Raw genomic sequence first — 12357 nt, 5'->3', positions numbered from 1 at the left:
GCCCCCTGTGCGCTTAGATTTTATTTAAAATAGGATGCCAGCTGGTCTAGCATCAGATTGGCGGCAAGGACACCGCCTGCGGTGTTCCAGATGGCGTCGTCCACGCGGTGCGCGTTGCCTTTCTTGACCACCTCAAGGTTTTTCCAAAGTTTGTCTTCGGTCCATTCCTTCTCCATCTTGCTGCCTTCGCCGTCGCCGGTTTCATAGGTAAAGTAGAACAGAATGTCGCCATTCATGTCCGGAATGCGCTCTTTGCCGACATCGTCGGAGAATCCGGGATTATCCTGTACCGCCGGGCGGGCGAGGCCCACTTCCTTCAAAATGATGCCGGAGAACGTGTCGTTATAGTAAATCCGTGCCTTGCCCGGCATAAACCGGACCATCGACACTTTCGTGCTCAATTTGTCGCCGATCTGCGCTTTCACGTCAGCCACATGCTTATCATAGTCGGCCAGTACCTGGTCGCCCTTCTCTTTCTCATCGACCGCATTGGCCCACAGCTTGAAGTTATCCTTCCACTCTCCGCGGAGCGTCTCGGAAAATACGGTTGGAGCGATGGCGGACAGCTGCTCGTAAATTTTCTCCTGGCGCATTTTCGTGCCCAGGATGAGGTCCGGTTCGAGCGCAGCGATCGCTTCCACGTTTGGCTGGCCCTCATCGCCTACATTTTCTACGCCCTGCATTTGATCCTTAATATGCGGATACCATGGATCGCCGGTCCAAGATTTGACGGCGCCCACCGGTTTGATGCCCATGGACAGCAGTGCCTCGGTTCCTTCATTGGTCAAAACGACGATTTTCTTCGGATGTGCCGGTACTTTGACCTGCCCCATAACCGTCTCTATCGTGCGGTCTGCATCGTTCGCAGCTCCCGCTTCCGTACTGCTCTCTCCTGTACTTCCGGAAGCGGTGCTGCCGCTGCCGCTGTCTTTGCCGCATGCGGACAGTACCAGCACAGCAGCCAACAGCATAAGTATAAGGCCGTTCCATTTTCTCATAAGTAAAAGCTCTCCCCTTCTAATCTCCTGATAATGATTCTCAGTATCGTCCTAATCCTAATTCATAGCGCCTGTATTGTCAATAAACTTCCTGTATGGAAGTGCAAAAAACGGATATTGAAATTGAGAATCAGCCTCATTGACAAGCCTATGCGCTCCACTTAAACTTTAATATGTTACTTAGAATGAACTAAAGAAATGAATGATATAGGCCGCATTAGGCCCTTATAACAGGAAGTTCAATGCACAACTTTAGTTCAATCTATTTAATTACAGCCTGATTGAAAAGAGGGGTATGCCGTGCAGCCGGAATGGTTACATAGATCATCTGCCAAATGGACCGGTTTGATCGCAGGGCTCGTCCTCCTGCTCTTATGTGTTGCTGCGAGCATCCTCTTTGGCGTGCACAGCACCAATTGGAGGGAAGTTGTCGAAGCCTTTACTTCGTTTAATGGAAGCAATGAGCACATTATCGTCCGGGACGTCCGCGTGCCGCGCGCGCTGATCGCCGCCTTCGTCGGCGGAAGCCTGGGAATTTGCGGCGTGCTGCTGCAGTCCCTGACCAAAAATCCGCTTGCGGATGCAGGGATATTCGGCATTAATGCCGGCGCCTCCCTGCTTGTCGTAGCTTCATTCGTCCTGCTCGGCGTCAGCTCGCTCGCTTCCTTCACCTGGATCGCTTTCCTTGGGGCGGCTGTCAGCTGCCTGTTCGTATTTATTCTCGGCTCCGCCGGGAGGCAAGGCTTAACGCCGCTGAAAATAACGCTCGCCGGGGCGGCCATTACCGCCTTCTGCAGCTCGCTGACCAACGGCATGCTCATCATTAGCGGCCGGGCCATGGAGGAAGTGCTGTTCTGGATGTCCGGTTCCGTTGAAGGCCGGAGCCTGAGCATTTTACTGGGGCTTCTGCCTTACATGCTCGCCGCCTGGATCATCGCCCTTCTCATCGCGTCGTCCGTCAACACGCTCATGCTCGGTGAGGACGTGGCACGCAGCCTGGGGCAGAAAACCGTACTCCTCAAGCTGACCATGGGACTGCTTATCGTCGTGCTGGCAGGCAGCTCGGTCGCCGTCGCCGGGCCGATCGGTTTTGTCGGGCTCGTTATCCCGCACATCGCCAGAGCTCTTGTGGGCCGGGATACCCGCTGGCTGGTCGCCTACAGCGCGCTGCTGGGCGGCATTCTGCTCCTTCTTGCAGATATTGCGTCACGCTTTATCGCCATGCCCCGGGAAATCCCGATCGGCGTCATGACGGCGATCATCGGGGTGCCGTTCTTCATCCACGCTGCCAGAAAGGGGTTGCTTCGCCAATGAGCCGTTCATCCAGACCGAAAGGCCCCATCAGCGTCCGCATGGGTGGGGATGCGGTTTCCTTTCTCACTTCGAAGCGCCAGATTGCCATTCTGTGCATTCTTGCCATTGTCCTTATACTTGCGGTCATCATCAGCATCGGCTTCGGCACCAAATACGTGAATCCCTGGGAGGTGACCCAGGCGATCTTCGGCCAAGGGAACAAGCTGGACGTTGTGGTCGTGCAGAAGCTCAGGCTTCCCAGGGTCATCGTCGGCGTATTGGTCGGGGCCTGCCTCGCCATGTCCGGGGCGATCACGCAGGGATTGATCCGTAATCCGCTGGCTTCCCCGGACGTTATGGGCGTCACGAGCGGCGCCTCTGTCGCGACGACAGCCATCATTACGCTGATTCCGTCGGCCAGCGTCTTCTGGCTGCCGCCGGCCGCCTTTGTCGGCGCCGCGCTCACCACGCTGCTGATTTATGTGCTCTCGTGGAAAAAGGGCGTCAACCCGCTCATGCTGGTCCTGATCGGCGTCGGCATCGGGGCGGTCGCTTCGGCCATCTCCACGATGCTGCTCGTCACAGGCCCGACCGACGTCGCCCAGAAAGCCTTCAACTGGCTGCTGGGCAGCGTGTACGGCAGTTCCTGGAAGCATGTCAACATGATGCTGCCCTGGTTCATCGCGCTGGGCGTGCTCAGCCTGATCTTCGCCCGGCGCATCAACATGCTGCAGCTCGGCGACGACTTGGCCGCCGGGGCCGGCAGCCGGGTGGAGCGCGACCGGACGATCCTGCTCTTCATGGCCGTCGGGCTTGCCGGGGCAGGCATCTCCGTCGGCGGAGCGATCGGCTTTGTCGCCCTCCTCGCCCCCCACATCGCCCGGAAGCTGATCGGATCGTCTTACGGCTCCCTGCTTCCGGCCAGCGCTCTATGCGGGGCCATCATCGTTGTCGTGGCGGATGTCCTCGCCCGCAACCTGTTCACCCCGCTGGATATTCCGGTCGGCGTGTTTACATCGGCTGTCGGCGCGCCGTTCTTCATATTCCTGTTATGGAAGAGCCGCAGCTCTTCCTAGTGCAATACGGCAGCGAATGCATTATAAAAAATAAAGAAGCCCCCCATCTACCGCAGCTGCAGTGGATGGGGGGCTTTTCATTGCTTAAAAGAATAAGAAAGAATAATTGCTGTCTTCCATAATCATGATTCGTTACTGCTATCGTTTACTGCTTCATCTGTGGCATCGGCATCAGGAGCAGGTTAATCGGCAGGTTGCTGCCCGGCGCCGCCGTGTACCAAATTTCTACGCTTTGCTCATAGTTTCCTGTTCGGTACAGAACGCTCGTTTCGTTCGGGGCGTTGACATCCTGGGTGTTGTTCGCGGCCTGCACCTGCTGGCCGTTCACCAGAAAAATGCCGTTGTATACGCCGCCGCGAGGGTTAAGCGTAATCAGCGTATTCGGAGCGACGTGGTTCAGCTTGATTTTGTACAATACACCAAAGTTGCCTGCATTCGAAGCTTCGGTTCCATAGATCCCGTCCAGTCCCTTCAGGTTCGGATCGATGTTATTGTCGCCGAGAACGATACGTGTCTCGGTGCTGCCAAGCACTTCGTCGGTCGACATGTTCACGACGGAATTCGGATACGTGCCCCGGTTGTGTACGTCGCGGTCAAGGACCGGAAGGAATGGCAGCGACTGCAGCGGATCCTTCGTGGCGTCGAGCATAATGACGCTGTATTTTACCGGATAGTTGCTGAATGCGTCCGCCAGAACGGAAATACCTTCACCCGGTTTCATTTTAATGTTGTTGATATTCGTCATAATGACCTTGCTCTCGCCAGGGGCGAGGGTGATATCCTGACGGCCCGAACCGCTCGTCATGGAATCAAAGTAGCGCATCACGGATGCTCTGCCGTGGCCCGTCGCGTACGGGCTAGGTCCCCCCATGCCGAAGTTCTGGATGTTGATCGTGCTGCTCATATCCAGCATCGTGTTGGTGGCGATGACGTAAACCTGCATGTTTTTATTCGTAGCATTGACATGGTGGAGCATAAACCGGGTGCTTCCGAGCGCCGTTTCCTGATACAGGAGGCCTTCGGAATATACCGTCTCCGGACTGTTGCTGCGGATCAGCGTGGCTGGATCGGAAGTTGTCGTAAAGGTCGCCGTTTTCCAGCTAGGCACCGATCCGCCGTTGAACGTAAATTTGTCTCCCACCGGTGTAAAGAGCTTGTTGAACTCGTCTTCGGTGTACAACGTTTCGTTCGTAATGACGACAGTTTTCTGGAACTCGCTTATCGCGCCGTGTTTGTCCGTTACTTTGAGCCGGATTGTCTGCGGTCCAGGCTGGAAGAACGCCTTGCGGTCGTTCAGCCATTCGCGGCTGACGATCGCGTCTTCATCATCCGTACTCTGATCGGTAATGGTGATCAGTTCACCCATTTTGTATTGTTCTTTGTCGGTTGTAAAACTGGCTACCGGCGGCTCGTTCGGCTTGAGCACGTTCACCGTGATGCTGTACGGATCACTCCACTGTCCGCTGGAATCCTGAACATAGTGGGTCACTGTATGCAGTCCGGGTTCTTGGAAAATGTCCTCTTTCCCTTCCCAGCGCTCGTCAATAATTGGCAGTCCGCTTGGAGAGGTCGCTTGGGAAATGTAGTTCACCGTCGTCTCACCTGCAAAAATTTCAGTTGGACCAACGCTGAACGTGGCTACCGGCTTCGTCGACAGGTTCAGAATGACGCGCTTTCCGGGCTGGTCGACCGTGTAAGGTATGCCAAGCGCCTGCGTGATCGACGTGAGCGGGACCATAAACGTATTTTTGTACTGATACGCAGGGCCCTTCATCGGTTTCGCCACGCCGTTGACACGGTAGCTGCTGCTGTTCGTTTTGAACCGGAGCTCGTTGTTATCTTTAATAATAATCGTTTCTTTCGTCTTGGCGTCGTACGTCAGCTTCAGGCCGACGCGCTCTACCATGGCGCGGATCGCCACGTAAGATACGCCTTTCTTGACGGCCATCGGCTGGCCGGCCAAGTACAGTTTGCCGTCCTGGTACATTTTATTGCTGTTCATCATGAGGATCAGCTGGCCGGCCTGACCAGTTGTCGTGCTTCCCGTCGCCGTAATTCCCTGCGGATCGGTCGTTGTTGCGGTGCCGCCTGCCGTATCTTCGGACTGTCCTTCGTTTCCTTGCGTGCCGGCATTTTGGCCGTCCGCCGCTTGGCTACCGTCATTCGCGTTCCCAGTGCTGCCGTCGGTTTGACCGGAAGTGCTTGTTCCGTCTGTCGTGCCGCCGTTCTGGTCAGCGCCTTGCCCGGTGTTACCGGTGTTACCAGTGTTTCCGGTCGTTCCCGCGGTTCCCGAGCCTGTGGAGTCTTGGCCGGAAGTTGTCGTAGTGGTGCTTGTACCGCTTTCAGTTCCCGTCGTGCCGTTCGTTCCCCCTGCATTTCCGCTTGTACCCGTCGTGCTGGACGTGCCTGCAGTTCCTTTTGTTCCGTCTGTGCCTGCAGCGCCCGAATTGCTGGAATTTCCAGTATTGGTCGTGCTGCTCGTGATGTTATTAGTGACTGCGCTTGCCGCTGCATTGTCTACACCTTGGACCGTTCCCGCATTTTGCTGGACCTGTACCGCAGTTTCCGCACCGGCCGGCAAGACCAGAGCGGTTTGTGATGCAGCTAACACTGCAATCATGGTCAATTTCTTGAAATTCATCTCCAGACTCCTTCTGCTCCCATTTTTAAATCACGTTCTCTTCTAACGAGCCTCCCGACCCCATACAAAAAAAAGAGGCTGACGCTAGTTCCCCCCGACATCAGATCCATCAAACTTATTTTTTTTCTGATATCATTGAAAAGACATAGTATTAGACGCTTCATTCCCCGAAAAGTTGCTCTCGATTTTACAGATCTCCAAAAGAAAAAAGGAAGGATATCCCAAATGGGCATCCAACCTTTGGTAAATCTATACCGCATGCCTTTTTCTTGCGGATTATCACGCTCACTAGGACGCCGTGGTTTGACTGCCAAGGCAAACCGGCAGCGTCCCTCCGGCCTTAGCATGCCCCGTTAGAATGGAAGCCAGCCCTTCCATAAAATAAGGCGTATTTTCGTAGCAGCACAGGTATGCCGGCGAGGCCGGTACCGCCGCCAGATCGTACGGGTTGCGCGTGGAGGCCACCACGAGCCGCTGCGGCTGAAGCGCCATCAGCCCTTCGACGAGCCTGCGCTGACCTGCAGGAAGCTCGCTGCCGGCCGTGTATGTGGCGACGACGACCTGACGATATCCTTGGGCGGCGGCCAGCACCTGCTCGACCTCGTGCAGGTCCGGCTCCGCGCTGATCGTCAGCTCATTTACGTCCTGTATGTATTCCGACAGCGCCTGCCCGAGGGTCTTCGCTTCCGTCCATGGCTCATCCACCTGTGTTTCCGAGCGGAGCTCCGGCCACACGACAAGGACCGGCTCGTCTTCCTGGAGCGGCAGCTGGCCTTCGTCTTTGACGAGCGTAATGCTGCCCGCTGCCACTTCCCTCAACAGCCGTTCCGTTTCCGGCTTTTCGTGCCGTTCAAGGAAGGCTGGCGCGCTTTCTTGGGTACCCGAAGGCCGCAGCCGCTTCTCCTTCAGCTTCAGGACCCGGTTCACGGCAGCGTCAATAATGCTCTCCGGAATTCTTCCGCTGCGCACAGCCCCGGTGACCGCTTCAATCGCTTCGATTTGATCCTGAAGCGTATGGCTGACCAGGACGATGTCCGCTCCCGCTTCCACAGCAAGCACCGCGCCTTCGCCTACGCCAAAATGCTTGGCAATCGCGTGCATTTCCAGGCAGTCGGTCACGATGACGCCCTCGTAACCGAGCTGCTCACGGAGCAGGCCGGTGAGCACCGCTTTGGACAGCGTCGCCGGAACCGCCTCCTTCTCAATGGCCGGGAAGACGACATGTGCCGTCATAATGACGTCCACCCCGTCCCGGATCGCCCGGACGAACGGCTTCAGCTCTACTTCGTGCAGCCGCTCCATGCCGTGCTCTACCGATGCCAGCCCCAGATGGCTGTCGACGCTGGTATCGCCATGCCCCGGAAAATGCTTCGCTGCCGCCGATACGCCGTGCTCCTGGTACGCCCGAATGGCGGCCGAGCCATGCTCAGCCACCTGCTCCGGATCTTCGCCGAACGATCGGACGCCGATGACCGGATTCCGCGGGTTGTTGTTCACGTCAAGCACAGGCGCGAAGTTCATATTGATCCCAAGCGCATGCAGCTCCTGGGCACTGATAGCGGACACCCGGTAGGTAAAATCCGGGTTCCCCGTCGCCCCAAGTGACATGTTTCCCGGAATGCGGCTCACCCTGCGATGGTCGATGCGGGCCACCATGCCCCCTTCCTGGTCGATGGCGATCCACAGCGGCAGGTTCCCCTGCTTCGCGGCCATCTCCTGCAGGGAGGAAGACATCGCGGCCACCTGTTCCGGCTCGCCGATGTTCCGGCGGAAATAGATGACGCCGCCTACATGGTACTCTTCGATCAGACGGCGGATTTGCTCATCCGGCTCCTGCGCGTGGAACCCGCAGATGAACATTTGCCCGATTTTTTGCTCAAGGGTAAGATCCGATACTAACATGACATGCCCACTCCCCATTCATATATTGCTCCGCCGATACACCCGCTACCCCGCCGTTCTTCCCTTCGTCTGGTCACGGAATTCGGACGGTGTCAGCCCGGTATGACGCTGGAACACTTTGGTAAAGTACCTCCGCTCCTGGTAGCCGATGCTGCTGCCGATTTGCGTGATGCTTTTGTCGCTGTGGGTAAGCAGATATTTAGCGGTTTCGATCCGTTTCCCTGTCAAATATTCGACAAAGGTGACGCCGAGATGATTTTTGAACAGCAGACAAAAATAGCTGCAGCTGATGCCCAGGTGTCCCGCCAGCTCCTCGATCCCCAGATCGCTGCCCAGCCGCTCGCCGATATAAAGAATCGCTTCCGACATCAGCTGCTGCGGGGTCTTTCTTGCCCCGCTGTCGCTGCTGTCCTCCTCAATCCGGGCGACGGTCACCTGGAACGGATCGCTGCGCCGTTTCCGGAGAATATCCTCACGGGCGGAGCGAATCGTATTCTCCAGCTCCTTGTAATGGATCGGCTTGCAGATGTACTCCCTGACATTATACTTGATCGCCTGCCGGGCATACTCAAATTCCTGATATCCCGTCAGCAGAATGATTTCGGCGGCGGATCCGCCTTTGCGCAGCTCGCCGATCAGGGTCAGTCCGTCCATCACCGGCATGCGAATGTCGCACAGCACGATATCGGGAGTATGGAGACTGCAAATGTCCAGCGCCTCCTGTCCGCTCCGGGCGGTGTAGACCTGCATCTGCATGTCGTTCCACGGAATAACGCTTTTCAGATTGTTCAGAATCGGGGCTTCATCATCAACCAGCAGCACGTTCAGAATCATCCATGTCCCTCCACTCGTTGTCTGGTATGATACATTGAATTATCGTTCCGGTGGTCCCGGACGAACAAATGAACAACCCGTATACATCGCCGTAGTGAATCCGGATGCGGTCGGCAACGCTGCGTACGCCGAGTCCCCTCCGTTCGTGGTTCACCTGCATATCCTTTGCTTCCGGCGGTTCCCCGCCATCGCTCTTCATGTATTCAAAAGCCGCCAGCTGCCGCGGACTGATGCCGATGCCGTTGTCCTGTACCTGCAGAACGAGCCGGCCGCGCTCTTTCCAGCAGGACACATAAATCATGCCCTTATAGCCGATCCCCTCAAAGCCGTGCTGGATGCAGTTCTCGACGAGCGGCTGCAGGGTCAGCTTCAGCACGCTGCGGCTCCGCAGCTCCGGCGGAATATCGATCTCATATTCAAACAAATCCTGAAACCTGAATTTCTGGATTTCCAAATAGCTCTGCAAATGCTCGATTTCCTGGCCAAGCGTAATCTCCTCATTGTCCTGGATGCTGATCCGCAAAATGTTGCCAAGCCGGTGCACCATTTCGCTGACCTTCTCCCCTTCGTTCTGAACCGCAAGGACGTTAATCGACTCGAGCGTATTGAACAGAAAATGCGGCTTAATCTGGGCCTGGAGCACCCGCAGCTCCGCCTTCGCCTTCTGCTTCTGCTCCTTCTGGATCTGTTGGAACAGGCCGTTGACCCGTTCAACCAGATCGTTAAAGCCCTTCGCCAGAATATGAAGCTCGTCTTTGCCCCGGTGATGTACCTGGACATTGAAGTCCCCGCCTTCCACTTTACGCATGAAGCGGACGATGACCGCGATCGAGCCGGTAATCCGGTTCATGAAGACCATGTTGAAGGTCACAGCCGCCAAAAGGCAGACGAGCGTAATGCCGATAAACCATTTGGCAAAGACCAGCGTTTCCTGTGACAGGGAGCTCCACGAAGTGACGGAAACGAGACTCCAATTGTATTCTTTCATATGATAAATCGAAACGATGCTTTTTTCCCCGTTAAACGCCGTCTTGAAGCTTTGAAAATCACCGCCGAATTTGACGTCCCTCTTCATCACGGACTGGATGGGCTGGCCGTCCAGCACTTTATTCGGATCATACAGAATAAGTCCTTTATCGTTCACGAGCATAAAATCGGTGGACTGCATATCTCGGTTTAAAGACAGGTTGCGGAAGATCAGCTCAATATCCCAGTTTTTGATTTGGGTCACCAAAATCCCGATATTTTTAAAATAGCTCAGCTCCTTAATGAGCCGAATTTGTGTAAACACCGGGTCGGATCCGGTGATTTCCGGGTATTCATGCGGCCCGAGCCATTTGGGGACCCCGTTCAGGGCCATAACCTCTTGATATAGCGGATGGGCTTTAAACTCTTCGAATGACAGCGTATTAAAGTCTTCCTTGGTGAAAATGGAGACCGTGCTCGACGGCCCGCTGCCCTGCAGGTTGTACAGATAGGCATAACTGATGGCAGGATGGTTGTACAGCAGGCTCCGGAAGTTGCGCTGGCTGTTGTTCAGGTTCAGCTGCTCGGCATCGTTCAAATCCTGTTTGGTCGGGTCCTTCGCGATGAGCGCCATATGAAACACCGAGGTCGCGATGCCGTTATCCGTCACGTTGTCCATCTGCTTCAGCACGCTGTTGATGCTGTAGCTGATGGCTTTAAGGGAATATTCCGTCTGCCGGCTGTATTTGGTCTCAATCGAATGAGAGGTCACCATAAAGGTGACGACGCCCAGCACGCACAGCGGAACGATGATCAGTGTAACAAATGCCGTAAACAATTTTACCCGCAAATTCATTGGCATTCATCCGTTTCTTCGCATGTTATCCCTTAACACTGCCTGCTGTAACGCCTTCAATGATTTTCTCCTGAAGGATCGCGTAAATCACGATGACCGGTACGACGCTGTAGACGATGCCGGCTGACATCTGCGCGTAATTCATCTGGTATTGATCCCGGAACTGCACCATCCCGACCGGGAGGGTCCGCAGCGAATCATTGGAGAGGAAGTAGTTGGCTAGCAAAAATTCGTTCCAGTTGCCGAGGAAGTTCACGATAAACACCGTAACCATGGCCGGAACCGTCAGGGGTACGACAATTCTAGCAAATATACCCTGGGCTTTCAACCCGTCCATGACGGCTGCTTCCTCGATTTCGCCGGGCAGGGACCGCATGAACGCCGCCAGAATGATGACCGAGAACGGGAGCGCGTTGGCGATGTACGGAATGATGAGCGCCAGATGCGTATCCAGGATCCCAAGCTTGCGCACGAGCAGATAGATCGGGAGCATAAGCGCGTTGTTCGGGATGAGCATGCCGACCAGGATCAGGCCGGACAGCAGCGCGCTGATTTTGAAATGCCGCATGCGGGTGATCGCAAACGCAAACATCGCGGCGATCAGGATCGAAACGACGGCCGACAGAATCGAGATATACAGACTGTTGAAAAAATAGGTGCTGATCTTGGCGTTGACCCATGCCTCCACGTAATTACCTAGCGCAAACTGCTTTGGTATGCCGAACGGGTTCAGGGCGATCGCATTGTTATCCTTTTTGACCGAAGAGAAAAGCACGAACAGAAACGGGAAAAGAATAACCAATAAGTAGGCCATCAGGACGATGTGGGGCAGCAGTTTTTTGAGCCTGGTCATCAGTATTCAATCCTTTCGCTGCGCCTTGCAATCAACAGTTGGTACAGGGCGGTCAATATTAATGTAAAGACGAAGATGAGAACAGAAATGCTGTTGCCGTACCCGTATTTGAAGTTGGTAATGGCATATTTGATCATGTAGGTGGCCATCACGTCGGTCGAACCCGCCGGTCCGCCCTTCGTCATGACGATGACGATGTCCGCGGCTTTCATCGCACCGGCGATGGACAGCATAATGACGACGGAGATGATCGGCTTAATGAGCGGCAGCGTAATGGAGAACGCCCGCTGTACAGCCGTTGCACCGTCGATGGCGGCGGCTTCGTCTAACTCGCGGGGAATGGAAATAATGGCGGCGAGCACCATGACGATATAAAAGCCGGTCCACTGCCAGGCATTGGTAATCAGGATGGACAGCATCGCGTATTTTTCGTCGGACAGCCAATACAGCGGCTCGATGCCGAACACTTTCAAAATATTGTTCAGCAGCCCGATGTTCGGCTCATAAATAAATCCCCAGAGGATACCGATTACGGCCGTGGACATGATCGAGGGCAAAAATACCGCCGTCTTGTACAGCCCCTTCAGTTTTTTGACATGGGCGATCAGGAGCGAAAAAAAGACGATCAGCGGCACTTGGATTCCGCAGGAAAACAAAATGAAATAGCCGTTGTTTCGGACCGCGGTCCAAAACCGCTTCTCCGTCAGCGCCTTCACGAAGTTGTCGAAGCCGATGAATTTCGGATCGCTGGATACGCCGTTCCAGCTCGTCAGGCTGTAACGGATGGAGCTTACAATCGGATACAGAAAAAACATGGCAAACAAAATCAAGCAGGGAAGAATAAACAGGACGTATAGCGCAGGATTCTTCAATGCTTTGTTCATGGAGTTCCTCCCAACGCGGGCGCTTGGTCGTCCGCCCGAAAAAATGTCATGCTC

General features: G+C 55.1%; 9 protein-coding genes. 2 read left to right on the top strand and 7 right to left on the bottom strand.

Going from position 1 to position 12357, the window contains the following annotated elements; translation table 11 throughout:
* Nucleotides 1–20: 20 nt before the first annotated feature.
* A complete protein-coding gene (locus C7820_RS02335) occupies nucleotides 21–998 on the bottom strand; it encodes an ABC transporter substrate-binding protein (RefSeq protein WP_116229628.1) in 978 nt (325 codons plus the stop codon).
* 300 nt (nucleotides 999–1298) lie between these two features.
* Here C7820_RS02335 and C7820_RS02330 point away from each other — a divergent pair, with 300 nt between their 5' ends.
* Together C7820_RS02330 and C7820_RS02325 are read left to right on the top strand one after the other, a co-directional pair.
* Entirely contained in the window at nucleotides 1299–2312 is a 1014-nt protein-coding gene (locus C7820_RS02330; protein WP_116229627.1) for a FecCD family ABC transporter permease, read from the top strand.
* On the top strand, nucleotides 2309–3367 hold the full coding sequence (locus tag C7820_RS02325) for a FecCD family ABC transporter permease (protein ID WP_258875101.1): 1059 nt from the start codon (nucleotides 2309–2311) through the stop codon (nucleotides 3365–3367). The genes C7820_RS02330 and C7820_RS02325 overlap by 4 nt, the downstream gene beginning before the upstream one ends.
* A 145-nt stretch (nucleotides 3368–3512) precedes the next feature.
* Here the strand turns inward: C7820_RS02325 and C7820_RS02320 are convergent, their stop codons facing one another.
* From C7820_RS02320 to C7820_RS02295, 6 genes are all read right to left on the bottom strand, one after another.
* The gene (locus C7820_RS02320; RefSeq protein WP_116229626.1) at nucleotides 3513–6008 is read right to left on the bottom strand and encodes a copper amine oxidase N-terminal domain-containing protein; all 2496 of its coding nucleotides are present in this window, start codon (nucleotides 6006–6008) and stop codon (nucleotides 3513–3515) included.
* Between the two features lie 288 nt (nucleotides 6009–6296).
* Nucleotides 6297–7910 carry a beta-N-acetylhexosaminidase gene (gene nagZ, locus C7820_RS02315; protein WP_116229625.1) on the bottom strand — a complete coding sequence of 538 codons (1614 nt, stop codon included), beginning with the start codon at nucleotides 7908–7910 and terminating at the stop codon, nucleotides 6297–6299.
* Nucleotides 7911–7955: 45 nt separating this feature from the next.
* Nucleotides 7956–8744, bottom strand: coding sequence for a response regulator transcription factor (locus C7820_RS02310; protein ID WP_234489329.1), 789 nt, complete (start codon nucleotides 8742–8744; stop codon nucleotides 7956–7958).
* Nucleotides 8719–10566, bottom strand: coding sequence for a cache domain-containing sensor histidine kinase (locus C7820_RS02305; RefSeq protein WP_089548110.1), 1848 nt, complete (start codon nucleotides 10564–10566; stop codon nucleotides 8719–8721). Before C7820_RS02305 ends, C7820_RS02310 begins: the two co-directional genes overlap by 26 nt.
* 25 nt (nucleotides 10567–10591) lie before the next feature.
* The gene (locus C7820_RS02300) at nucleotides 10592–11419 is read right to left on the bottom strand and encodes a carbohydrate ABC transporter permease (RefSeq protein WP_089548111.1); all 828 of its coding nucleotides are present in this window, start codon (nucleotides 11417–11419) and stop codon (nucleotides 10592–10594) included.
* Nucleotides 11419–12303: a carbohydrate ABC transporter permease gene (locus C7820_RS02295; protein WP_076169984.1), complete on the bottom strand. Its 885-nt coding sequence runs from the start codon at nucleotides 12301–12303 to the stop codon at nucleotides 11419–11421. Before C7820_RS02295 ends, C7820_RS02300 begins: the two co-directional genes overlap by 1 nt.
* Nucleotides 12304–12357: the final 54 nt, after the last annotated feature.

The sequence above is a fragment of the Paenibacillus sp. VMFN-D1 genome, assembly GCF_003386155.1.
Taxonomy (GTDB): Bacteria; Bacillota; Bacilli; order Paenibacillales; family Paenibacillaceae; genus Paenibacillus_AQ; species Paenibacillus_AQ favisporus.
Note: the sequence above shows the minus strand (reverse complement) of the source record. Positions and strands in the feature narration are given on the sequence as shown.